We start from the raw sequence: 23221 nt of genomic DNA, 5'->3' as shown, positions 1-23221 counted from the left end.
GGGGTGTGCCATGGGTGTTTCGGTCTGCTGGGACGTTGATGCGGAGCAGCCGCCCGCACGGGTGGCTGCGTGGAACTCGATGAACGCGACCTGCCGTGGCGCGAAGGACGAGTGGCTGGCGTTGTTCGCCCCGGACGCGGTGATCGAGGATCCGGTCGGCAAGTCGATGTTCGACGAGGAGGGGCGCGGGCACCACGGTCATGACGGGATCGCCGCGTTCTGGGAGCTGACGATCGCGAAGGTCGAGCGGTTCGAGTTCGCGATCAAGGACTCGTTCGCGGCGGGCGACGAGGTCGCGAACGTCGGCACGATCACGACGTACCTGCCCGGTGGTTACCGTGTCGACACGGACGGGGTGTTCGTGTACCGGGTGCGGGAGGACGGCTTAGTGTTGTCGATGCGGGCGTTCTGGGAGACGGAGCGCGCGATGGCGACGGCGCGGCAGGTGGGTTCGTAGTCAGCGCAGCAGGTAGTGCAGCGCGCGGTCGGCACGGTCCGGGTCCGGCGGTTCGCCGGTGATCGCGTCGGTGTAGACGAACGATTCGCCGACCCGGACGCACAGGTAGGCGAGGTCGTGCAGGTCGATGCCGGCCGCCGGCGGGTGTCCGGCGTCGCGTTCCCTGGTCAGGAGTGATTCGACGAGTGCGACGAGCCGGGGCTGGAACGTCTGTTCGCTGCGGGTGAGGACGCGCAGCGCGGTGTCGGTTTCGTTCGTGAGGAAATGACGCATGCCCGCATGGGACAGCGTGCGCCGGACGAACGTCGACATCGCGTTCGCGATCCGGGTGCCGCCCACCCCGTCGGCTGCGGCGTAGGCGTCGAGCATGGTTCGCTCGCCGAGCCGCCACACCACTTCGGCGAGGATGGCGTCCCGGTCGCCGAGCCAGCGGTAGACGGTCACCCGGTTCACGCCCAGTTCCGTGGCGAGATCGTTGACCTCGACCCGTTGCCGGGCGTTGAAGTTCCGCCGCGCCAGGCGCAGTGCGCTTTCCCGGTCGGCGCGGCCTCGCGTCATGCGGGGCAGCTCGCGGTGACGTAGCAGGCGAGCGCCGGTTCGGACTCCACGCGGTGCGCGGCGACGGTCAGCTGGGCTGCGACCTGCACCGTCACGGAGGTGAAGTCGAGCGGGGCGGTGAGCGGGTCCGCACCGGGCATCAGCAACTGTGTGCACGTGGACGGGCTGATCCGGGACGGGTCGGCGGGGCCGGGGTGGGTCAGCGCGTCGACCGCGAGCGCGGCGGTGACCGGATCGAGGGTGCCGATGAGCAGGTGTTCGGGGACGGCGAGCGGGCACACGTCCTGCACCGCGACGTTGGTGATGTCGCCGCCACCGCCGCGCAGCGACGAGGTGCCGTGATCGTCGAGGTTGGGTTGGACGAACTCGTCGGTGCGGGAGTAGACCTCGGTGTAGCTGATGCCGGGGAACGTTTCCTGGCCCGAGTTGAGCGCCCGCACGAAGTCCGAGTTCGCACGCTGCTGCCACAGCGCGGGTGCGCAGTTGGGGACGCACAGCGCGGGCACGATCACCGAACCGTGGTTGGTGCCGGCCATGCCGATCACGTCGTCCACCATCGCGCGGGTGTCCGGCCAGAACCGCAGCGACCAGCGCATGATCATCCCGCCCTGGCTGTGCCCCATGACGGCGATCTTGCGTCCGGCGAGCTCGTGCATCTCCCGGATCGCGTAGGTGACGTACTGGGCCCGGATCTGCATGTCGCCCATGTTGTACGGGTCGGTCGGCGAGTTCGAGGTGCAGTAGGGGATACCGAGCTCGCGGAACAGCGGTTCGTAGTTGAAGCCGAAGTTCTGGTCGCTGTCGACCGTCGTGGCGGGCGTGAGCAGGACTGGTTCGCGTGTGGCGTCCCGGACGTCGGGCGTGCATTCGAGGCTCTTGGCGAGATCGTCGGCGGGGACCGTCAGGGCAGGCCCCGGCTGGTCGACGGGCGCGTAGGCGGGTTCGCCGGTGGCGACGCCTCCGCCGCCGAGGACCGCGGTACTGCCGACGACGGTCGCTGCGGCAAGAGCGAGCAGACGACGAAGCGAGGAGGCTGGCATCCGTGTTTCCTTCCCGACCAGCGCCGCCCCGTCGCGACGCGGATGCAACTAAAACACAAAATGTTGCATCGCGGCAAGCCGGGGCGTCTTGCTGTCGGCCGCCCGGCTGGGTTCGCGCACGGCGAAGCTGCGGGAGCAGCTGTGTTTTCGGTGTGATGAGGGGGTTGCGCCGGAGTGGTGTGTGCTTCGATCCGGCGCCGAGGCAACGCGCCCCGCTGGACGCGCTGTTGACCGGGGCTACTGGCACGGCAATGGCACGCCCGGTCGAGCCGCCCACGCCCCTCCCATCGCCCCGCCCCACAGCCCAGAACACGGCCGGTGGTGCCGGGTCAAGGCACGCTTTCCCGCCTTGACGCGGTGCCACCGGCCGTAGTCACGATCGGCTGTCGGGGTGGTGATCGACTTGTGACCCACACGTGCGTAATGCGCGACTCCTGGCGAACGACGTTCAATCCACAGCGTTGGCGCAAGGAGACCGAGCGTGAAAGTGCCCAGGCAGGCGGCGGGTGGCTGCCCAGGTGACGAGCTGCTGCGCTCGGTCCGGCTGAATCGGCGCGCCGCCGGCGGTGGCGAGGTGCCCGCCTGGACTGCCGCGCCACGCGGCTCGCCGCGCGAAGCGGAGCGACAGCCCGGCGTAAGCCGCGTCCGGGACCTGCTGCGGCACCCAAGGCAACCGGCCGAGCGCGCCGCCGCCGGCGGCGCGCCTTGATCCCATAGAGCCAATCTCGGCAGCTAGTCGGGTGGTACCGGCTTCAGACGGACCAGGCGCCGGGTGGAGCCGGAATTGTTGAATTTGTTCTCAGCGGAGTTGAACGAAAAGAGGAGATCGGGTAACTGTGGGGAAGGGTGTTCCTAGAAGGCTCCCGAGTGCGGACTTCAACCTGGGGGGTGAGCAGGCGGAAGCGGATCCGCTTCTCCAAAGCGCATTTTTTCAGTCCAGCCAATATGCGAGCTTGGTTTCGCGAGATGAGCCCAAGTGTTTCATTGTTGGCCGAACTGGCAGTGGAAAATCCGCTATGCTCCAGCGCGTTGAGGAAGATCACCCGGATCATGTAATCCGAATTAATCCCGAAGATCTTTCACTCCCCTACATTTCCGACCTGGGGGTTGTTCGCTTCCTTGCGGCTATGGATGTACATTTGGACCCATTCTTTATCGCGCTTTGGAAGCATGTATTGCTGGTTGAAATAATCCGACACAGATATAAGGTAAACTCACCAGCTGCGAAACAGAACTTCCTCGTCTCTCTTCGAGATCGCGTCAGTCGTGATAAGAGTAAAATGGCTGCCCTCGAATATCTCGATGACTTTGACGGTAAGTTCTGGTGTGAGACGGACGAGCGGGTTCGCGATATCACGACGAAGTTCGAGGAGCAGGTAAAGAAGGAGGCGGGCGGGAAGATTGCAGCAGCTCCGTTTGATGCTAATGCCACATTCGGCGGCAGTGCACTATATGGGGAAGAGACCAAAGCGCAGCAAGCGGAGCGGTTTCAGAGGATTGTCAACGAAACCCAACTGCCGAGATTGAATAAGATGATCGGGGTCCTCGACGAGCACATCCTGGAATCGCCACAGAACTACACATATGTTGTGATCGACGATCTAGATCGAGACTGGGTAGATGAGAAGATTCTCAACTCTCTGATCCGATGCCTCTTTCGCGCGGTTCTGGACTTGAAGCGTGTGCGGAATCTCAAGGTGCTCGTAGCCTTGCGGACGAACATATTCGAGCAGCTGAATTTTGGGACGCGAACTGGTGGCCAAGAGGAGAAGTTTCGTTCAGTGAAAATGACCCTTCGTTGGTCGTCTCGTGAACTTCAAGAACTTGTCGTGACTCGCGCATCGTCTGCTGCGGAGATGCGACAGTTGGATACGGTCGAATCGATCAAAGATCTGCTTCCGGCTACAAACCCCTCTCGGGGGAATCCGTTCGATTACATGCTGCGTCGAACCTTGATGCGGCCGCGTGACATCATCTCCTGCTTCAATGCGTGTTACTCCATATCAAACAATAAACGGCTCACCTGGGAGACGATCGTAGAGGCGGAGCGGACTTACTCGCGAGACCGCCTATTTGCACTCCGCGATGAGTGGAAGCCTTCATATTTTGATATCGATCGTGTGTTTTGGGTTTTCGATTCTGCGCCAATTAAAATGAATCGGAAAGAATTTTTTGAGCGCCTCGATGAGGCATTCTTGCTTCCGGCGGATCCGGATTTTGGTGGAGTTGTCTGGGTTACCGAGATGTCCGAGGCTTTTTGGAGTGGTTCTCAGGTGGGCGACGCTGGGCGAGAGTATCACCCGCTAACCCGACTCTTGTTTGATATCGGCTTTATTGGTTGCATTCGTAAATCAGGAACGGAGATTTACGCTTATGACTCACCCGAGTATATGGATCGAGCGAGCGCAATGGAGGATGTCGCGCAGTTCTGCGTTCACCCGGCATTCAGGCTGGCGCTTGATATAAAGCCTGACCGTCGATAAGTCGGCTGCAGATTTGACGCTCGACGAAACCATCTGGGAGATCAAGTCCCTGGCCACTGCTAACCTGGTCGTATGCGTGGTGGTGCGGGTGATCAGCTCAGCATCGGGGAGCGTATTGCCTTCTACCGGCGCCGCCGGGGGTTGTCGCAGGCTGTCTTAGCCGATCTGGTCGGACGCTCTGAGGACTGGCTCAGCAAGATCGAGCGCGGTGAGCGGGATATCCGCAGGTTGGACGTACTCGCGGAGGTAGCCCGCGCGCTCCGGGTGACCCTCGGGGATCTGCTCGGTGAGCCCGTTCTGATGGAGGACGAGGAGCGCAACGACGACGTTCCGGCCATCCGTGATGCGCTGATGGCCCCGCGTCGGCTCTCCCGGACGCTGTTCTCGTCGTCCATGTCACCGGAGTACATCGACCCGGCACCGGTGAAAGTGCTCGTCGAGGGTGCCTGGTCGAGCTACCAGAAGGGCGACCTCGGCCGCGTGGTTCAGGCGCTTCCCGGGCTGATCAAGACCACCGCGCAGATGGAAGCCGCGTCGGCGGATGATCCGGCTTACCGGCGGACCTGTGCGGCGCTCTCGGCTCGAATCCATCACCTGACCGCGACCACGTTGAGCAAGATCGGTGAGGCGGACCTGTCGTGGATCGCTGCTGAGCGAGCTATGCAGGCGGCGGACGAGGCTGACGATCCGTTGGTGCTGGCGTCGGCGGCGCGGTCCGGGACACACGCGCTCTTGGCTGTCGGCCGGTTCGAAGATGCGCTTGAGCTGGGGGAGGCTGCGGCCAAGTGGCTCCATCCGCGGATGGCGGCCGGTGATCCCTCGGCCTTGAGCCTCTACGGCATGCTCTACCTGCGCACGGCCGTGGCTGCGGCTCGGCACCAGGACCGTGGCACGTCGAACGATCTCCTGGCGCATGCCACCCGCGCGGGGAATCAGCTCGGTGTGGACGCGAACTACTGGCACACCGGCTTCGGGCCGGCGAACGTTGAGCTGCACCGTCTTTCGGCTGCCCTTGACCTGGGTGACGTGGCGCAGGTGATCGAGCAGGCTCCGAACGTCAAGGTCGACCACTTGCCCGAGGAACGGCAGGTGACCTACCTGATCGACTACGCGCGGGCGCTGAGCCTGATGGCGAAGGACGATGAGGCGCTGCAGACACTGCTGTCGGCTGAGCAGAAGTCGCCGGCCATCGTGCGGCACTCCACTGCGGTGCGGGAAGTCGTGCGGTCGATGTACCGTCGTGCTCCGGCCACGGCTGGACGGAAGTCCTCGGCGCTCCTGGCGCTGGCTGAGCGTTGTGGAGCGGTGAGGTAGCTGCATGGGTTCGCGGGTGCTCGGTCTGGTCGGTTCTGGTGCGGGTGGCGTCGAGGAGCTGCTTCCGCGCATCATCAAGCCTGCGCAGGAAGCAGGGTGGACGGTCGTCGTCACCCTGACGCCCACTGCCGGCCGCTGGCTCCAGAAGTCCGGGGCGCTCGCTGAGATCGAGGAGGCGACCGGCTATCCGGTGCGCGTTGAGCCTCGCGACCCGGACGAGAAGAGCCCGCACCCTCCCGTTGACTGCTACCTGGTCGCTCCCGCGTCGGCGAACATGGTCGCGAAACTCGCGATGGGTATTGCTGACAACCAGGCTTTGACGCAGGTGAACGAGGCCATCGGCACTCGGAACCTGCCGGTCGTCGTGTTTCCGCGGGTGAACGCTGCGCATGCGCGCCACCCGTCGTGGGAGTTCCACATCGCTGCGCTTCAGCGGGCCGGTGTGCGTCTCGTCTACGGTGATGACGTCTGGCCGCTCCACGAGCCGCGCAGTGCGCCAGGGCGGGAACTGCCCTGGTCGGCCGTGCTCGACGCGGTGAACGAGGCCGTTCCCGCCTCGCGCTAGCCCCTTCCAACACCTACCCGGACAGTTTGTCCGGGTGCTCGCCCTGAACCGGGTGTCTCCTGGGTCATACCGCGCCCCACCGGACGCGGGAGAGCCAAGACCACCAGGAGAGCAGATGGGCATTCACGTGGGGATCCAGCCCGCGACCGGTTACGGCGCTGAGGTCGTTTCACCGTCACCCGGCATCCGGCAACTCATCGCCGGCGGGGAGGACGCCACCCTCGTCATCCAGGTTCCACCGCGCATCGGCGGTCTCACTGACGCCGCACGGTTCGCGAGGAGCCTGGCTGTCGCTGCCATCGAGTTCGGTGACTGGTGCGAGGCGCAGAACCGCTCGCGCTCGTTTCCGTTCGACTCTCCTGACGGTCACAGCTCGACCGAAACCGACTGAGAAACCCAAGGCACACAAGGGGTATCGACATGGCTATTACCAGGGGACACCGTTTCCCGATCACATTTGACGAGGCGTTTCCGCAGGGCTTGGTGATGGTGGGCGAGATGTCGCCGGACAACGAGTACCAGTCCCGGGAGGACAGGGCGGCAGGTCGTCCCGCCGGGCAGCGCATCGACGAAGCGACCGGCAAGCGCCAGTGGAAGGCGACCGTGACCGACCCGTCCGAGCCGAACGCCAAGCGGGCGTCCTTCGAGATCACGTTCCTCGCCGACGTGCAGCCCGTGCCGACGACGAGCGAGGTGCTTCCCGGCATGCGGCGGTGGAGCTGGAAGGGCTCACCGCTGAGCCGCGAGTGGCGGGCAACGGCGAGTTCAAGTACCAGTCCTTCGTCTTTCGCGCGACTGGCTTCAAGGCCGTGAACAGCGGACGCAAGGCCCCCGCTGAGCAGACGGCGAAAGCCGCGTGAGCGGGCGAGGAGCGCTGACGATGATGACGCGTGAGGAGCACCCGCCCCCGGTTCAGGCGTGGACGCGTCCGGAAGGTGGAGAGCCGGGTTACGTCTACGAGTGGGTGGCGGCCCATATCGCTGACCGCATCAGGTCCGGGCAGCTTCCCGTCTACGCACCGCTTCCCAGCGAACGGCGATTGGCGGTGGAGTACGGCGTTTCGCTGGGTTCGGTTCGCCACGCGACCCGCATCCTGCGAGCGCAGGGGTTCGTCATGACGATCCGGTCCAAGGGCACATTCGTTGCCCCGCAGGACTCCAAGGGTGAGTGAGATCAGCATGCTCCCCGTTGGAGGAGGTTAACGAAGTGTCATTCAGGTCGCGGAAGTATCACCGGCGTTGGCTGGTGCGGCGGCGCTGCTGGCTATGCGGTCGCACCCGTCGGCTGATGCGGAACAAGGCGTATGTCTGCCGGGCCTGTGCAGGCCGTGGCAGCACTTCCATGACCTCCGCCGCACCGGCAATGAGACGGCGTCGGCAGCCCGGGCGACCACGCAGGAGCTGATGTAGCGGATGGGACAGAGAATCGTCCGGGTCGCGCTGATCTACGAGCACGTGCCCGTGCCTGGCAGATTGCCGACGAGCTGAACGCGCGCGTGGAGCGTTACCGGCAGGGCAAGCGCGGTGACGAACCGGTGAGCTAGTGGCACGGGAATGGCACGAACGAAGCGAGCGGCGGTCCCTCTGATCGGGATCGCCGCTCGTTTTGTCGGTCCGACCTGCGGCGGAGCGTGAGAGCGGGCGACGGGAATCGAACCCGCGTAGCCAGTTTGGAAGACTGGGGCTCTACCATTGAGCTACGCCCGCATGCACCCGTATCGCACGGGCGCGTCTGCGAGTCTAGCGGCTCACGCTAGAGTGATCGCACCGCCCCGGGTTTCGGGGCACCGGGATGTGGCGCAGCTTGGTAGCGCATCCGCTTTGGGAGCGGAGGGTCGCAGGTTCAAATCCTGTCATCCCGACCACGGGCCTTTGACCTGCATGAACACCCTCACCATGGGTGGCCGGTCCGCCGACGGAAGCGTGCGTGGCGCTCGGCGACCCTCCGCCTGGCGACTTTTGGAGTGCGACTCGGGCCGCCTTCCGCGCCGGTGATCATGACTCACCCCCGGCGGAGGAGCGGCGGGCGCGGGCTCTGCGTTTGCCCTCGTGCATGGCCTGCACGCGGGCGATCGGGATGGTGCGGCCGTGCTCGATCAGCTCCGCGGGGATCTCCTGTGGCGCGGGCAGTGACGAAGTCCACGCGTCCTCACCACCCAGCAGGTCCAGAGCCGAGCGCAGGGTGAAATCCCGGGGCGTGACCGACTCCAGATCGTTCCACGGGACGGGGAAGGACACCGGCAGGCCGGGGCGTACGCGGGGGCTGTAGACCGCCACGACGGTCGCACCCCCGGCGCGTGTCGAGTCGAGGAAGACTTTGCCTTTGCGGTCCTCTCGGATGAACGCCGTGGTCGCCAGGGCCGGATCGAGCTGTTCGGCGCGGGCGGCGATCGCGCGGGTTGCTGCCGCGGCCTGTTCGGCATCCGCGTTCCGCACGGGCACGAACACGTGAACGCCCTTCGAACCGCTCGTCTTCACCGCGCCGGCCAAACCGGCGTCGGCCAGGGCCTGCCGGATCAGGAAGGCGGCGCGCACGGCAAGGTCGAAAGCCTCGGTGCCCTCGGGTGGGTCCAGGTCCAGCACCAGATGCGTGGGACGGCCCAGATCGTCGGCCAACGCCAGTGTCGGGTGGTACTCGATCGCCCGCTGGTTGCCGAACCACAACAACGTCCGGCGGTCGTTGCCCAGCGCATAGGTGACCTGGCGGTGCGAACTCTCCGCCCACATACACACCCGCGCCACCCACTCCGGCGTGTACTTCGGCAGGTTCTTCTGCATGAACGGGTCCTGCCCGCGAAGCACCCGGACGACGGACAGCGGTCGATCGCGAAGTGCCCCGATCAGGTGATCGGCGACCGCTTCCAGATAGTCGATCAGGTCGCGTTTCGTCGCGCCGGCGTCGGCGAACAGGGTCTGGTCGAGGTTCGTCAACGACACACCGTCCCGCGCCTCCGCACTGCTCATGGCCTCACTTTCGCCTACGCGACGCGCCCTGACCAGCCCTGACGAAGTTTGTTCCCGGCCGCCCGGTGGTATCGCCACCCCGTGGACAGGTACCGGGTGGACGAGCGCATCGGAGGTGGGGCCACCGCCGACGTCCACCGTGCGTGGGACCGCGTCGCGGAACGTGAGGTCGCGATCAAGCTCTTCCACTCGGCGCCGTGCCCCGCGCAGCGGCACCGGCAGGCGCGGGAGCTGCGGATCCTGGACCGCCTGCGCCACCCCGGCCTGATCCCCCTCTACGACTCCGGCATCGAGAACGGCCGGACCTACCTGGTGATGCGGCTGGTCCCCGGCCCCGCACTCGCCGACCGCATCGCCGGCGGGCCCCTGCCGGTCGAGGACACCATCGGGCTGGGGGCCCGGCTGGCGGACGCGCTGTCCTACGTGCACCGCACGGGAATCACCCACCGCGACGTCAAACCCGCCAACGTCCTGCTCGGACCGGACGGGCCGCTGCTCGGAGACTTCGGCGTCGCCCAGGGAGCCGACGGCAACCGGTCCACGACGTCCGGCTCCGTCGTCGGCACCGCCGCCTACATGGCGCCCGAACAGGTCCGCGGACAACCGGTCGGACCGCCCGCCGACATCTTCGCGCTCGCGCTGGTCCTGCTGGAATGCCTGTCCGGGCAGCGCGAGTACCTGGGCTCGGTCACCGAATCCGCGGTGGCGCGCCTGCTTCGCGAGCCGAAGGTGCCCGAGGGTTTGCCGTCCCAGTTCGCGGACCTGCTGCGTCGCATGGGTGACCGCGACCCGTCCGGGCGCCCGGACGCACGGGAGGTCGCGGCCGTGCTCGGGGGAGCGGCGCTGACGCCGTTGCGCCCTCGCCGCAAACGGCGCGTCGCGAGCCTCTTCAAGACCGCGACCGTGGCCTTCTCACCCGGCTGAGTGCTCAGACCGCTTTGCTCATGTGCACCAGCGACCCGTCGAGGAACGGCTCCTCGCGGTCCACCCGGAAACCCAGCCGCCGGTAGAACCGGATGTTCTCGGTGAACTTCGCGTTGGTGTAGAGGCACACGCCGCGCAGCGCCATCGACTGGGCCAACAGGTCGGCGTGCCGCATCAGCAGGCGCCCGTACCCCGCGCCCTGGACCGACGGGCGCACGGCGACGTTCTCGATCAGCAGGTGGTCCACGGCCGGGATCATTTCGATCAACGCGACCAGGTGATCGTCGTCGTAGAGCAGGTCGATCTGGTGGGCGACAACGGCCTGGTCGTAGTCGGTCCGCGTCGGGAGCGGCTCACGGCGGATGAGATTCACCCATTTGGCGTATGCGGCGTGGACCAGTTCACGGATGACGTCGGCGTCCTCGGCCGTGGCGCGGCGGAAGAGGTACTTGTGTCCGGGCATGTCGCCTCCTTCACGGCCGGGCGGTTGCCCGCGGACCTCGGGGGTACCCGGTTGCCGCACGAACAGCCGACTTCAGGAGAGCGTATGGCGAGCAACGCCGGACTCCGAGATCTCGCCGCCGCGGGTCGCGCCGAAGCCGACGCCTACCGGGGGAACGACGACCGTCCGCTGGGCGGCTATCTCGTCGTCATGGCCGTGTACGTCTCGCTCGTCACCACGGCGGCCGTCGCGGCGATGCTGACCGGCCGGAAACTCCCGCGTGACCTGCGGGTCCAGGACATCGCGCTGATGGCGATGGGCACCCACAAACTCGCCAGGACCCTCAGCAAGGACGCCGTCACCAGCCCGCTGCGCGCGCCGTTCGCCCGGTACTCCGAGACCGGTGGCCCCGCCGAGGTGATGGAGGAGGTGCGTAAGCCTTCCGGGGTGCGGCACAGCGTCGGGGAGCTGCTGACCTGCCCGTTCTGCCTCGATATGTGGGTGGTGACGGCGTTCACGCTCGGTCACGTCTTCGTGCCGCGTCTCACCCGGACGGTTGTCGCTGCGTTCGCCGCGCTCACCGGTGCGGATTTCCTGCAGCTGGCCTACGCACGCGCGCAGCAGATCGCGGAGGGCTGACTCCGCGGGTGTTACCGGGCAGGAGCAGGGGTACTCGCACCGGGGACAGGAGGTGCGATGACTGAGCTGTTGACCCGGGAAGCGCCGGGAGCCATCGAGGTGCACGACCCGGCCAGCGGGGAGCTGGTGGGACGCGTCACGACCGCCACCGAAGAGGACGTGACGCGCGCGGTCGCCGCGGCGCGGACCGGCTTCGCGGAGTGGGCGCGGACGCCGGCGGGTGAGCGGGCGGCCTCGCTGAAAGCGGCGGCGGCCGAGCTGCGTGAGCGGGCCGACGAGCTGGCGGCGATGAACAACCGGGAGACCGGCAAGCTGCTCGACGAGGCACGCGAAGGCGTCCTGGCTGGTGCCGGAACGCTGGACCAGTACGCCGAACTGGGTCCGGCGCACCGCGGGCGCAGCCTGCAGGGCGGCTGGGACGCGACCGATCTGATGGTGCCCGGGCCGCGTGGTGTCGTGGTGGCGCTGACGCCGTGGAACGACCCGGTCGCGGTGGCCTGCGGGTTGCTCGGCGCCGCGCTGGCGACCGGGAACGTGGTGGTGCACAAGCCGAGCGAGCGGTGCCCGCACGTCGGGCGGCTGCTGACCGAGGTGCTGACGCGGCACCTGCCGCCGGACGTGCTGGCCTGCCTGGACGGTGACGGTGCCGTGGGCGCGTGGCTCGCTTCCTCGGAGGACGTCGACGTGATCGCGCACGTCGGGAGCACCGCGACGGGCCGCTCGGTCGCGATGGCGGCGGCGCGGACCGGGGCGAAGGTGCTGCTGGAGAACGGCGGCAACGACGCGTTGATCGTCGACGAGGGTGTCGATCCGCGGTGGGCCGCGTCGCAGGCCGCGCTGGGGTCGTTCGCCAATGCCGGGCAGATCTGTGTTTCCGTGGAACGGATCTACGTGCACCGAGCTGTCGCACGGGAGTTCCTGGAGGCGCTGGTCGAGGAGGCCGGCAAACGCCCGGACGAGGTGCCGATGGGCCCGCTGGTGGACCAGCGCCAGCGTGACCACGTGCACGAGCAGGTGCGTGACGCCCTCGAACAGGGCGCCGAACTGCTCGCCGGCGGGGTGCCTCCGGACGGCCCGGGCGCCCGCTACCCGGCGACCGTCCTGAGTGGCTGCACGCCGTCGATGCGGGTGCTGCGCGAGGAAACGTTCGGCCCGGTCGCGCCCGTCCGGGTGGTCGACAGCTTCGAGCAGGCGCTGTCCGAGGCAGCCGACGACTCCTACGGCCTGACGGCGACGGTCCTGACCGAGTCGATGTCCCACGCGCAGCGCGCCTGGCGGGAACTGCCCGTCGGGACGGTGAAGGTGAACAACGTGTTCGGCGGCGCGCCGGCTGGTGCGGCGCATCCCCGGAAGGCGAGTGGCGAGGGGTTCGGGTACGGGCCCGAGCTGCTGGACGAGATGACCGTGACGAAGGTGGTCCACATCGGACAGCCCGGCGGCTGAGAGTGGCCGTGCGGGGAGCCGTTCCCGCTCCCCGCACGGCCACTGGCCCGAGACGGGCGTCAGCCCGCGGCGTAGACGTAGGACTTGAGGGGCGGCTCCGCCGGTACCCGGCTGTGCAGGGCGAGCTGCTCGCCGACCACACCGGCCAGTGCGGCGTAGTCGGTCGCGAACCGCACCGGATCAACGCCCGGCATGAACAGGTGGCCACACGCTTCGCGGGGAATCCGGGCCGGGTCGGCCGGACCGGGGTGGTCCAGGGCGTCCATCGCGATCGCGTACGCGGTCGGATCGTAGGTGCCGATCGCGAGGTGCTCCCCGGCCACGTCGGCCGGGCACACGTCCTGCAGGGCGACGTTGGTGATCTGCCCGCCACCACCGTGCAGGCTGGTGGTGCCGCGCCCGTCGAGATTGGGCTGCACGAATTCGTCGGTGCGGGTGTAGATCGCCGTGTAGGAGATGCCGGGGAAGGTCTCCTGGCCGGAGTTCATCGCCCGGACGTAGTCGGAGTTCAGCGTTTGCTGCCACAACGCCGGCGCGCACCCGAGGACCGGCGGGCACATCGCGTTGATCACGACGCTGCCGTGGTTGGTCGCGCCGAACGCGACGTAGTCGTCGACCATCGGACGCAGGTCGGGCCAGAACCGCAGGGCGAAACGGGGTTCGGTGCCTCCCTGGCTGTGGCCCAGGATGTCCACCTTGCGGCCACTGATCCGGTGGACGTACCGGATCGCGTTGACCACGTACTCGGCGGAGACCTGCGCGTCGGACATCGCCTGGTCCGGCTCGGTCACCGCGCAGTAGGGCCTGCCGAGGAGGTCCAGTGCCCGGAACCAGTTCCACCCGAAGTTCTGTGTCGGCGTCAACGTCGTGCCCGGAACGAAGAGCACGACGTCCTCGGTCGCGTCGGCGGCGTTCGCGGTGCAGGTGACGCTCTTGGCCAGCTCCTCGGCGGGAACCGTGAGTTCCGGGCCCGGGCGGTCCACCGGCGCGAAAGCCAGTGGGTCGGCGGCGGCTGGTGCGGAGACGGCGACAGCCATCAGCGCTGCCGCCAGGAGAACACGATGAAGGCGCATCGTTGCTGCCTTTCTCCGAAAGATCGGCTTGGGGTGCGGCGAACCCTAGCGGCACGGTCACCCGTGGCGCAACATATCTGAAAACGTTGCATCCGGTCGCGGCCTGTCCTACAGTCGTGCGGTGACCGCGAATCCGACCTGGAGCAGGCTGGCGGCAGGGGCGGCGGTGGATTCCGCGCGCCGCGAGCCGTACACCCGGCTGTCGCTGGAGTTGTACGCCGGGCAGGAGCCCCGCAACGCCGGTCCCCGACGGGCCCTCCGGGTGGCTCGCCGCGAATTCCTCGCCGGTGAGCGCGTCGACATGGGGGCGCTCGCCGCGAAGCTGGGAGTCGACCGGGCGACCCTGTTCCGCTGGGTCGGCAACCGGGACGAGCTGGTGTCCGAGGTGATCTGGTCGCTGTGCGTGCGTACCTGGGAGGGCGCCGTCCGGGGCGCCGAAGGAACCGGTGTGACCCGGGTGGTGTCGGTGTTCCACGCGTTCAGCAGTGCCGTGATCGAGGCCGGGTTCTTCCGCGCCTACCTCCGCCGCGAGCGAGACCGGGCGCTACGGCTGCTCACCACGCGGGCGGGTGTGCACCAGACCCGCGTGATCGCGCTGTTCGAAGGACTGCTGGATGCCGAGCAGGTCAGTTCCGGGCTCCGGCTGCCCTTGCCCGTGCGCGACACGGCGTATGTGATCACGCGCATCGCGGAGTCGTTCATCTACGCCGATCTGATCGTCGGAGAAGAACCGGATGCGGCGAAGGCGGCGGCCGCCGTCGGGGCTCTGCTCGGTTCGGGCAGTCCGGAGTGGACGGACCGCTAAGCCGATTCGCGGACTTTCAGTGACACCGGCAGGACCTGTCGCCGTGGCCGCACGGCTTCCCCGCCCAGCAAGGCTGTCAGTGTGGCGACCATGTGACGGACCTGGGCGGCCGGGTCCTGGTGCACTGTGGTCAGTGGCGGGTTCATCGCCGCGGCCAGCGCCGGGTGGTCGTCGAAACCCACGACCGCGACGTCGCCCGGTACCCGTCGTCCCGCGGCGCCCAGCGACTGCAGTACACCGGCGGCCATCACGTCGCTCGCGACGAACACCGCGTCCAGGTCGGGGCGCCTGGCCAGCAGACGGTCCATCGCGTCCCGTCCGCCGACCAACGTGAAGTCCGCCTCCTCCGCCAGGCCGGCGGTGTCCAGGCCCGCGTCGGCCAGCGTCTTGTACCAGCCCGCCAGGCGGTGGACCGCCGCGGTCTGGTCCTGCGGGCCGGTGACGGTCGCGATCCGGGATCGTCCCAGGCCCACCAGGTGTTCCACCGCCACGCGCGCGCCGGACTCGTTGTCGAAGTCGATCACGTGCACGCCGCGCGCCACGCCACCCGCCGGGCCGCCGAACACGACCGGCAGGCGCAGCAACCGCAACGCGCGGGGGAGCGGATCCGCCTGGTGCGGCGCGAAAACGAGCGCGCCGTCGACGTGCCCGCCCTCCAGGAACCGCAGCGTCCGGCTCAGATCCTCCCGTCCGTCGCAGAACATCAACACCATCTGGATGCCCGAAGCGGCCAGCTCCCGGTACCCGGCACGCATGACGGCCGTCCGGTACGGGTCACCGAGCAGGACCTCCTCCGGCTCCGACAGCACCACCGCCACCGCGCCCGTCCGCCGCGTCACCAGTGACCGCGCCGCCTGGTTCGGCGAGTAACCCAGGTCGGCCGCCGCCGCCCGCACCGCCTCACGGGCGCGGGCGCTGACGTTCTGGTCGTCGTTCAGCGCACGTGAGGCGGTCGAACGCGAGACCCCGGCGAACGCGGCCACGTCCTCCAGCGTCGGACGGCCCTCGTGGTTGCCATGTGCGGTCACCGCGTCACCTTCCGCCATCGATGGGAGCGCTTCCAAGCCTAGCGCACCTTGACAAGCCCTGCGACGCGGGACACACTCGATCCCGTTCTGGGAGCGCTCCCACAATCTCTCCCTCCCCGGAACCCCACGAGCAAGGGAATCGACGTGCGACATCTTCACAAGGGCGTGAGCTTCGCGATCGGGCTGGCGGTGCTGGGCGCGAGCTTGGCCGGCTGCGGCGGCGGCTCGTCCTCCTCGTCGGACAGCGGGCAGATCGAGCTGTCCATCGGAACCTTCACCGAGTTCGGCTACGAGGACCTGATCACCGAGTACGAGCAGCTCCATCCCAACATCAAGATCACCCATCACAAGACCGGCGAGGGCGGCCCCTACCACCAGAACCTGATCACGAAGCTGGCCGCGGGCAACGGCCTGGAGGACGTGGTCGCGGTGGAGGAGGGCCACTTCTCCGACATCATCGACAAGTCGTCGAAGTTCAACGACCTCACCGAGATCGGCCCGAAGGACGTGACCCCGGACCGGTGGCTGGACTGGAAGTACGAGGCGGGCAAGGACTCCGATGGCCGGCTGATCGGCTACGGCACCGACATCGGCCCGCTGGCGCTGTGCTATCGCACCGACCTGCTGCAGGCCGCCGGGTTGCCGTCGGACCCCGAGGGCGTCAAGGCGCTGTTCGCCACCTGGGACTCCTACTTCGCGGCGGGCGCCCAGTACGTGGCCAGCACCGGCGGCAAGGCGTGGTTCGACGCGTCCTCGCAGCTGTACAACTCGATGGTCAACCAGCTCGACACCGGTTACCTCGACCGCGACGACAATCTGACCATCGAATCGAACCCGGGCATCAGGGCGGCCTGGGACCGCATCACCACCGCGATCCAGGGTGGACAGTCCGCGAAGCTCGTCGCGTTCGGCAACGAGTGGAAGACCGGCTTCCAGCAGGGATCCTTCGCGACCACCGTGTGCCCGTCGTGGATGCTCGGGGTCGTCGAGGAGAACGCGGGCCCTGACAACGCGGGCAAGTGGGCGGTCACCGACGCCTTCCCCAACGGTGGCGGCAACTGGGGTGGCTCGTACTTGACGGTGCCCAAGCAGAGCCAGCACCCGAAGGAAGCCGCGGAGCTCGCGGCCTGGCTGACCGCGCCCGAGCAGCAGCTCAAGGCGTTCCAGGCGCGGGGCAACTTCCCGAGCCAGACGCAGGCGCTGACCTCGCCGCAGCTGCTGCAGCAGACCGAGCCCTACTTCGGTGACACCAAGATCGGCCAGCTCTACGCCGACCAGGCCAAGAAGGTGACGCGCGCGCAGTACAAGGGTCCCGGTGACGGCCAGATCCAGGAGAACGTCACCAGTCCCGCGCTGCAGGCCGTCGAACAGGGCACCTCGCCGGCCGAGGCCTGGCAACAGGTGGTCGACGGCGCCAAGAAGATCGTGAAGTGAGCCGAGGGGGATCAGGCCGATGACCACCGTGGTCGAGAAACCGCCGCGGCAGGACGCACCGCGGGAACGGGCGAAACCGACGCTGCGGCACCGGTTGTCCCGATGGGACGTCAAGTTCTCGCCGTACGTCTACATCGCGCCGTTCTTCGTGGTGTTCGGCCTGACCGGTCTGTTCCCCCTGCTCTACACGGCGTACGTCTCGCTGTTCGACTGGGAGATCGGCGACGACGATCCGAAGTTCATCGGGCTGGAGAACTTCGTGACGCTCTTCGGCGACGCGCAGTTCTGGAACGCCCTCGTCAACACGATCTCGATCTTCCTGCTCTCCAGTGTGCCGCAGGTGATCATCGCGGTCCTGCTGGCGGCGCTGCTGTCGCTGCGGTTGCGGTTCCCGGCGAGCTGGCGGGTCGGGATCCTGCTGCCGTACTCGGCCAGCCTGGTCGCGCTCGGCATCATCTTCGCCAACCTCTTCGGACCGCGGTACGGGCTGGTCAACGCGATGCTGGAGACGTTCGGGCTGGACCGGGTGGAGTGGCAGGCCAACCGCTTCGCCAGCCATCTGGCGATCGCGACGATGGTCAACTGGCGCTGGACCGGCTACAACGCGCTGATCGTGCTGGCCGCGATGCAGGCCCTGCCGCGCGACGTGTACGAGGCGGCGGTGGTCGACGGAGCAGGCGCGGTCCGCCGGTTCTTCTCCGTCACGTTGCCGATGCTGCGGCCGACGCTGATCTTCGTGGTGATCACCTCGACGATCGGTGGTCTGCAGATCTTCACCGAGCCCAAGCTGTTCGACGCCATGCCGGGCTCGAACAACGGCGGTTCGCAGCACCAGTTCCAGACGCTGACGCTGTACCTGTACCAGTCGGCGTTCGAGGGCTTCGACCTCGGCTACGCGTCGGCGATCGCGTGGCTGCTGTTCCTGCTGATCATCCTCATCGCGCTGGCCAACTTCCTGATCACCCGGCGCCTCGCCGCGACGACGGGACTGAAACGATGACCGTACTCCGACTCCACCGGCGGCGCGGCGGATCGCGCTTCTTCGTCTACGCCACGCTGATCGCGTTCATCGCCGGTTCGCTGTTCCCGTTCTACTGGTCGTTCCTGGTGGCCAGCCGCGACACCGGCATGCTGTCGGACCACCTGCCGCCGCTGCTGCCCGGCGGCAACTTCTGGTCCAACGCGAGCCGCGTGTTCGACTCGGTGCCGTTCTGGAAGGCGCTGGGCAACAGCGTGATCGTCGCCGGCACGGTCACCCTGACCACGGTGCTGTTCTCCGCGCTGGCCGGGTTCGCGTTCGCCAAGATGCGGTTCCGCGGTTCGAACGGGTTGTTCGTGTTCATCGTGGTGACGCTCGCGGTGCCCACGCAGCTGGGCGTGATCCCGCTGTTCATCATGATGTCCGACCTGGGCTGGGCCGGGCACCTGCAGGCGGTGATCGTGCCGAACCTGGTCACCGCGTTCGGTGTGTTCTGGATGCGGCAGTACATCGTGGACGCCGTGCCGTACGAGCTGATCGAGGCGGCGCGGGTGGACGGGTGCAGCGTGTTCGGGACCTTCGTGCACGTCTGCCTGCCCGCGATCCGCCCGGCGGCCGCGGTGCTCGCGATGTTCACGTTCATGATGTCGTGGAACGACTTCCTGTGGCCGCTGATCGTGCTCGACGCGGGCAACCCCACCGTGCAGGTGGCGCTGGAGAAGCTGCAGAGCGGCCACTACGTCGACTATTCGCTGGTGCTGGCGGGGACCACGCTGGCGACCATTCCGGTTCTGATCGTCTTCCTCCTGCTCGGCCGCCAGATCGTGGCCGGGATCATGCAGGGTGCGGTGAAAGGGTGAGCATGTCGGTTCTGGGTGAAGAGGTCACCGCCGGGCTGGAGTTCCCGCCCGGGTTCCGGTGGGGGGTCAGCACGGCGGCCTTCCAGATCGAGGGCGCGACCACTGTGGACGGTCGTACCGACTCGATCTGGGACGCCTTCTGCCGTCGTCCCGGTGCGGTCGTGGGCGGTGACACCGGGGACCCGGCCGCCGACCACTACCACCGCTTCCGCGATGACGTCGCGCTGATGGCCGAACTCGGGCTCGGGGTGTACCGGTTCTCGGTGGCGTGGTCGCGAGTCCGGCCGGACGGTGGCGCGGTCAACCCGAAGGGCCTGGACTTCTACGAGCGCCTGGTCGATGCGTTGCTGGAACGGGGAATCACACCCTGGGCGACGCTGTACCACTTCGACCTGCCGCAGGCGCTGGAGGAGGACGGCGGCTGGGCGAACCGCGACACCGCCTACCGCTTCGCCGGTTTCGCGGAGGCGGCCGCGGAGCGACTCGGCGACCGGGTGCCGTTCTGGTCCACTTTGAACGAGCCGTGGTGCTCCGCGTTCCTGGGATACGCCAAGGGGATTCACGCGCCGGGCCGTCAGGAGTCGCGCGCCGCCGTGGCGTCGGCGCATCACCTGCTGCTGGCGCACGGGCTCGGCCTGGCGGAGATCCGGCGGTACGCGCCGGACGCCGAGTCGGGGATCACGCTGAACCTGTACCCGGTGCGCGCGGAGGACGAGTCGTCGGCGGCGGACCTCGATGCCGCGCGACGCGTGGACGGTCTGCAGAACCGGTTGTTCCTCGACCCGGTGCTGCGCGGGCAGTACCCCGACGACCTGCTGGCCGACCTGGAACCGTTCGGGTTCGGCGACCACGTCCGCGACGGTGACCTGGAGCTGATCGGCGCGCCGATCGACCAGATGGGCATCAACTACTACCGCGGCTACGAGGTCACCGGCACGCTCCGTCCCGGTGTGGAGCCGGGCGGACTGGAATGGGTGGGCGCCGACGGGATCGGGTTCGTGCCCGACGTGGCGGCGTCGGTGACGCACTCGGGCTGGTCCGTGCAGCCGGACGGGCTCGCCGAGACACTGGTGCGGGTACACCGGGAGTACCCGGCCGTGCCGCTGTACGTGACGGAAAACGGTGCGGCCTACCCGGATTCGATGCGGCCGGACGGCTGGATCGACGACGTGGAACGGGTCGAGTTCCTGGCCGCGCACCTGCGGGCGGCCCACGCCGCCCTTGCGCGCGGGGTGGACCTGCGGGGGTTCTCGTACTGGTCGCTGCTGGACAACTTCGAGTGGGCCGAGGGGTACTCGAAGCGGTTCGGGCTGGTGCACGTGGACTACGGCAGCCAGGTGCGGACCCTCAAGCGGAGCGCGCACTTCTACGCGCAGGTGATCCGGGACAACGCCGTGCCCGGCACCCCCGCCTGACTCACCTCCGCGTGACGGAAGTGGCCTCGGGAGAGCGTGGGTTCAGGCGGGAGACGCCGTGGGCAGCGGGGTGGTGGTCAGGTCGGGCAGGCTGGGGGCGAATTCCGCCATCAGTGCCGTCGCGTTGTCGTGGCCGCCCGCGGCGAGCGCGGCGTCGACCAGGGCCTGGGCGCCCTGGGGCGGCACGCGCAGCAGTTCGGCCATCGCCGAGCGGGTCAGGACCTTGTGGACCCCGTCGCTGGTCAGCAACAGCCCAGCCGGGCCGACGGCCTCCGCGTGACCGACCTCCTCCAGTCGTGCCGTGCGGACGCTGGTCGTGACCAGGTGCTCCATCGTCGGGGCGGGCGTGTGCCCACGGTCGCGGAAGTACTCGGCCAGCGTGTGGTCCTTGGTCAGCTGCCGCAGCGAGTCGCCGTTCCATGCGTACGCCCGCACGTCGCCGACCCAGCTCACCCGGTACCCACCGTCGAACGGGGACGCGACCACCAGCACGCAGTCCCCGCCCCCGGAGGAGGCCCGGACGGCCCGCTGGGCGGCGGCCAGCGCGGCGGCGGGGCCCTGCGAGGCGGGCACCTGGACCGCGGTGGACACGGCGATCCGGGCGGCACGCGCCGCGGACTGCTCGTCCCCGACCCCGTCGGCCAGGGCGAACACGACCTCACCGGTGCTCGGGTCGGTGTAGGCGGCGGTGGCGTCGGCGTTCACCGAACGCGGACCGCGGGCGGTGGCTGTGCCCCAGACGGGGCCGTGGGTGAGGCGATGCATGGTGGCCTCCTTCGTGCTGTTATACCTCCACTTTCGACCGCGCGCCTGAGGTTCCGCTGAGACCGGCGTGAAGTCCGCCTGTGATTCACCCGCGAAGAAGGGCCGGGCGCGCCCGCCCGGCCCTTCGCTCCGGTGCTGGTCAGCTGAGCACGTACACCGTCGTGCCGCCGATGGTCGTGGCCGTGAAGGTGGCCTCGACCCATTCCTGGATCTCCCCGGCCGAGCCGTCGCCGCCCATGCCGCCGCCCATCCCGGTACCGGAGACGTAGTACCCGATCTCCCCGGCCGCGACGGAGTCCTGGAACTGTTCCAACGTCGGCGAATCGTCGCTGCCGTCCCAGCCGCCGATCGCGATGACCGCCTTGCCGGTGGCCAGTTCCAGGCTCGCCGCCTGCTGCGATCCGCTGACCGCGGCCGCCCACTTGGTGGTGGTCCGCGACAGGGCCGTGGTCAGCTCCGACGAAGCCGACCCATCCATGCCACCCGTGCCGCCCATGGCACTGCTGCTCGGCCCGGAGGACGGCGTCGAACCGGTGTGCGCGACGCTCCCCGTGGACACCGCGTAGGCCGCGCCACCGAGGCCGAACACCAGCACCGCGGCCGTCACCACCACCGCGCTGATCCGCTTGAACTGCGTGGCCCCGACCAGCAGGCCGGTCGACACCACCAACCCGAGCGCGACGACCACGAACTTCAACCACGGCAGGTAGTCCGGGGTGCGCGCCAGCAGGATGTAGGTCCACACCGCGGTCACCGCGACCATGCCGGCCAGCACCGCGCGGGCGGAGAAGTTCGCCCTGCCCCGCCACAGCGCCCTGCCCGCGATCGCGCTCAGCGCGGCGATCGCCGGGGCGAGCGCGACCGAGTAGTACGGGTGGACGGTGCCGCTCATGAAGCTGAACACCGTGGCCGTCACGACCAGCCAGCCGCCCCACAGGAGCAGCGAAAGCCGGGTGCGGTCGCTGCGCGGGGCGCGGCGGGTGAACCACAGTCCGGCGCCCAGCCCGATCACCGCCGCCGGGAGCAGCCAGGAGATCTCGGTGCCGAAGGAGGTGTTGAACATCCGGAAGATGCCAGTGTCACCGCCGAAACCGGTACCACCACCCCCGCCACCGCCCATGTTGCCGTCGCCGCCGAAGATCCGGCCCAGTCCGTTGTAGCCCAGGGCCAGCTCCAGCAGGCTGTCGGTGGTCGAGCCGCCGATGTAGGGGCGCGACGACGCGGGCCAGATCTCCACCAGCGCGACGAACCAGCCCGCCGACGCGACCACCGCGACCAATGCGCCGAGCAGGTGCAGCAGCCGCCTGCGCAACGGAGTGTCGGCGCCGACCAGGTACACCAGTGCGAACGCCGGCAGCACCAGGAACGCCTGCATCATCTTGGTGAGGAAGGCGAACCCGATCGCGACACCGGCCAGCGCCAGCCACTTCCCGCTCGCCTTCTCGGTGGCGCGCGCGGTGCAGTAGGCGCCCGCGATGAGCAGCAGCACGAGCAGCGCGTCCGGATTGTTGAACCGGAACATCAGCACGGCCACCGGGGTCAGCGCGAACGCGGCACCGGCGAACAACGCGACCACGGGACCCGACGTGCGCTTCACCGTCGCGTACAGCGCGCCGACCGACGCCACGCCCATGAGCGCCTGCGGGGCCAGCACCGTGAAGCTGGAGAACCCGAAGACGCGGGCGAAGGCGACCGCGACCCACAGCGCGGCCGGTGGTTTGTCCACGGTGATGGAGTTGCCGGAGTCGAGCGAGCCGAACAACCAGGCTTTCGGGTCCTGGGTGCCCGCCTGCACGGCGGCGGCGTAGAAGCCGTTGCCGTAGCCGGAGGCGGTGAGGTTCCAGAAGTAGAGCACCGCGGTCGCGGCCAGCAGCGCGAGCACCGCGGGCCGCACCCAGGCGGGCTGGTTCTCCGGGCCCCGCAGGAGGCGGTTCAGGCGGCCTCGCGGCGGGGAGCCGGCGGGTTCCCCGGCCCGGTGCCGCGGCCCGGTGCGGGCCGGCTCGGTCAGGACGCTGGTCATGGCGGATCTCTCTT

At 68.3% G+C, this 23221-nt stretch carries 22 protein-coding genes, 2 tRNA genes and 1 pseudogene; 16 read left to right on the top strand and 9 right to left on the bottom strand.

Going from position 1 to position 23221, the window contains the following annotated elements:
* Positions 1 to 10: 10 nt before the first annotated feature.
* The gene (locus HNR02_RS00600) at positions 11 to 457 is read left to right on the top strand and encodes a nuclear transport factor 2 family protein (RefSeq protein WP_179771276.1); all 447 of its coding nucleotides are present in this window, start codon (positions 11 to 13) and stop codon (positions 455 to 457) included.
* On the opposite strand, the gene HNR02_RS00595 is transcribed toward HNR02_RS00600, so the two are convergent.
* Together HNR02_RS00595 and HNR02_RS00590 are read right to left on the bottom strand one after the other, a co-directional pair.
* Positions 458 to 1015 carry a TetR/AcrR family transcriptional regulator gene (locus HNR02_RS00595; protein ID WP_179771275.1) on the bottom strand — a complete coding sequence of 186 codons (558 nt, stop codon included), beginning with the start codon at positions 1013 to 1015 and terminating at the stop codon, positions 458 to 460.
* The gene (locus HNR02_RS00590) at positions 1012 to 2055 is read right to left on the bottom strand and encodes an esterase/lipase family protein (RefSeq protein ID WP_179771274.1); all 1044 of its coding nucleotides are present in this window, start codon (positions 2053 to 2055) and stop codon (positions 1012 to 1014) included. Before HNR02_RS00590 ends, HNR02_RS00595 begins: the two co-directional genes overlap by 4 nt.
* Positions 2056 to 2891: 836 nt before the next feature.
* On the opposite strand from HNR02_RS00590, the gene HNR02_RS00585 reads away from it, so the two are divergent.
* The 6 genes and pseudogenes from HNR02_RS00585 (at position 2892) to HNR02_RS00560 (ending at position 7588) form a co-directional block, all read left to right on the top strand.
* Entirely contained in the window at positions 2892 to 4538 is a 1647-nt protein-coding gene (locus HNR02_RS00585; protein ID WP_179771273.1) for a P-loop ATPase, Sll1717 family, read from the top strand.
* Positions 4539 to 4610: 72 nt separating this feature from the next.
* Positions 4611 to 5852, top strand: a complete 1242-nt coding sequence (locus HNR02_RS00580) for a helix-turn-helix domain-containing protein (RefSeq protein ID WP_179771272.1) — start codon at positions 4611 to 4613, stop codon at positions 5850 to 5852.
* A 4-nt stretch (positions 5853 to 5856) separates the two neighbouring features.
* Complete coding sequence (locus tag HNR02_RS00575) at positions 5857 to 6417, top strand: flavoprotein (protein ID WP_179771271.1); 561 nt, start codon at positions 5857 to 5859, stop codon at positions 6415 to 6417.
* Between the two features lie 127 nt (positions 6418 to 6544).
* A complete protein-coding gene (locus HNR02_RS00570; RefSeq protein ID WP_312860860.1) occupies positions 6545 to 6808 on the top strand; it encodes a hypothetical protein in 264 nt (87 codons plus the stop codon).
* Positions 6809 to 6837: 29 nt separating this feature from the next.
* Positions 6838 to 7277, top strand: a pseudogene (locus HNR02_RS00565) (hypothetical protein).
* A gap of 20 nt (positions 7278 to 7297) precedes the next feature.
* The gene (locus tag HNR02_RS00560; protein WP_179771269.1) at positions 7298 to 7588 is read left to right on the top strand and encodes a winged helix-turn-helix domain-containing protein; all 291 of its coding nucleotides are present in this window, start codon (positions 7298 to 7300) and stop codon (positions 7586 to 7588) included.
* A gap of 464 nt (positions 7589 to 8052) precedes the next feature.
* On the opposite strand, the gene HNR02_RS00555 is transcribed toward HNR02_RS00560, so the two are convergent.
* Positions 8053 to 8123: transfer RNA gene (locus HNR02_RS00555), tRNA-Gly, on the bottom strand.
* Positions 8124 to 8204: 81 nt separating this feature from the next.
* Here HNR02_RS00555 and HNR02_RS00550 point away from each other — a divergent pair.
* Positions 8205 to 8281, top strand: a tRNA-Pro gene (locus HNR02_RS00550).
* Between the two features lie 130 nt (positions 8282 to 8411).
* On the opposite strand, the gene HNR02_RS00545 is transcribed toward HNR02_RS00550, so the two are convergent.
* On the bottom strand, positions 8412 to 9380 hold the full coding sequence (locus HNR02_RS00545; RefSeq protein WP_179771268.1) for a DNA polymerase domain-containing protein: 969 nt from the start codon (positions 9378 to 9380) through the stop codon (positions 8412 to 8414).
* Positions 9381 to 9461: 81 nt separating this feature from the next.
* On the opposite strand from HNR02_RS00545, the gene HNR02_RS00540 reads away from it, so the two are divergent.
* Complete coding sequence (locus tag HNR02_RS00540; RefSeq protein ID WP_179771267.1) at positions 9462 to 10304, top strand: serine/threonine-protein kinase; 843 nt, start codon at positions 9462 to 9464, stop codon at positions 10302 to 10304.
* A gap of 4 nt (positions 10305 to 10308) precedes the next feature.
* Here HNR02_RS00540 and HNR02_RS00535 read toward each other — a convergent pair whose 3' ends face one another.
* Positions 10309 to 10767: a GNAT family N-acetyltransferase gene (locus HNR02_RS00535; protein ID WP_179771266.1), complete on the bottom strand. Its 459-nt coding sequence runs from the start codon at positions 10765 to 10767 to the stop codon at positions 10309 to 10311.
* 84 nt (positions 10768 to 10851) lie between these two features.
* Between HNR02_RS00535 and HNR02_RS00530 the strand changes: the two genes are divergently transcribed.
* Positions 10852 to 11385: a DUF1360 domain-containing protein gene (locus HNR02_RS00530; protein WP_179771265.1), complete on the top strand. Its 534-nt coding sequence runs from the start codon at positions 10852 to 10854 to the stop codon at positions 11383 to 11385.
* Positions 11386 to 11442: 57 nt separating this feature from the next.
* Complete coding sequence (locus tag HNR02_RS00525; RefSeq protein WP_179771264.1) at positions 11443 to 12828, top strand: aldehyde dehydrogenase family protein; 1386 nt, start codon at positions 11443 to 11445, stop codon at positions 12826 to 12828.
* Positions 12829 to 12887: 59 nt separating this feature from the next.
* On the opposite strand, the gene HNR02_RS00520 is transcribed toward HNR02_RS00525, so the two are convergent.
* Positions 12888 to 13865 (bottom strand): esterase/lipase family protein, encoded by a 978-nt coding sequence (locus HNR02_RS00520; protein WP_312860859.1) that lies wholly within the window; start codon positions 13863 to 13865, stop codon positions 12888 to 12890.
* Positions 13866 to 14022: 157 nt separating this feature from the next.
* Between HNR02_RS00520 and HNR02_RS00515 the strand changes: the two genes are divergently transcribed.
* Positions 14023 to 14706 carry a QsdR family transcriptional regulator gene (locus tag HNR02_RS00515; RefSeq protein WP_376772811.1) on the top strand — a complete coding sequence of 228 codons (684 nt, stop codon included), beginning with the start codon at positions 14023 to 14025 and terminating at the stop codon, positions 14704 to 14706.
* Here HNR02_RS00515 and HNR02_RS00510 read toward each other — a convergent pair.
* A complete protein-coding gene (locus HNR02_RS00510) occupies positions 14703 to 15752 on the bottom strand; it encodes a LacI family DNA-binding transcriptional regulator (protein WP_179775632.1) in 1050 nt (349 codons plus the stop codon). The genes HNR02_RS00515 and HNR02_RS00510 overlap by 4 nt on opposite strands.
* 126 nt (positions 15753 to 15878) lie before the next feature.
* Between HNR02_RS00510 and HNR02_RS00505 the strand changes: the two genes are divergently transcribed.
* From HNR02_RS00505 to HNR02_RS00490, 4 genes are read left to right on the top strand one after another with little or no spacing between them, the layout of a single operon-like run.
* On the top strand, positions 15879 to 17168 hold the full coding sequence (locus tag HNR02_RS00505) for an ABC transporter substrate-binding protein (RefSeq protein WP_179771262.1): 1290 nt from the start codon (positions 15879 to 15881) through the stop codon (positions 17166 to 17168).
* 19 nt (positions 17169 to 17187) lie between these two features.
* Positions 17188 to 18168 carry a carbohydrate ABC transporter permease gene (locus HNR02_RS00500; protein ID WP_179771261.1) on the top strand — a complete coding sequence of 327 codons (981 nt, stop codon included), beginning with the start codon at positions 17188 to 17190 and terminating at the stop codon, positions 18166 to 18168.
* A complete protein-coding gene (locus HNR02_RS00495) occupies positions 18165 to 19007 on the top strand; it encodes a carbohydrate ABC transporter permease (RefSeq protein ID WP_179771260.1) in 843 nt (280 codons plus the stop codon). Before HNR02_RS00500 ends, HNR02_RS00495 begins: the two co-directional genes overlap by 4 nt.
* 2 nt (positions 19008 to 19009) lie before the next feature.
* Complete coding sequence (locus HNR02_RS00490) at positions 19010 to 20422, top strand: GH1 family beta-glucosidase (protein ID WP_179775631.1); 1413 nt, start codon at positions 19010 to 19012, stop codon at positions 20420 to 20422.
* A 42-nt stretch (positions 20423 to 20464) separates the two neighbouring features.
* Here HNR02_RS00490 and HNR02_RS00485 read toward each other — a convergent pair whose 3' ends face one another.
* On the bottom strand, positions 20465 to 21187 hold the full coding sequence (locus HNR02_RS00485) for a PP2C family protein-serine/threonine phosphatase (RefSeq protein WP_179771259.1): 723 nt from the start codon (positions 21185 to 21187) through the stop codon (positions 20465 to 20467).
* 139 nt (positions 21188 to 21326) lie between these two features.
* Positions 21327 to 23207: a glycosyltransferase family 39 protein gene (locus HNR02_RS00480; protein WP_179771258.1), complete on the bottom strand. Its 1881-nt coding sequence runs from the start codon at positions 23205 to 23207 to the stop codon at positions 21327 to 21329.
* Positions 23208 to 23221 lie beyond the last annotated feature (14 nt).

This window comes from Amycolatopsis endophytica, from assembly GCF_013410405.1.
Classification (GTDB): Bacteria; Actinomycetota; Actinomycetes; order Mycobacteriales; family Pseudonocardiaceae; genus Amycolatopsis_E; species Amycolatopsis_E endophytica.
The sequence above is the reverse complement of the archived record's forward strand: the minus strand, read 5'-3'. Positions and strand labels throughout refer to the sequence as shown.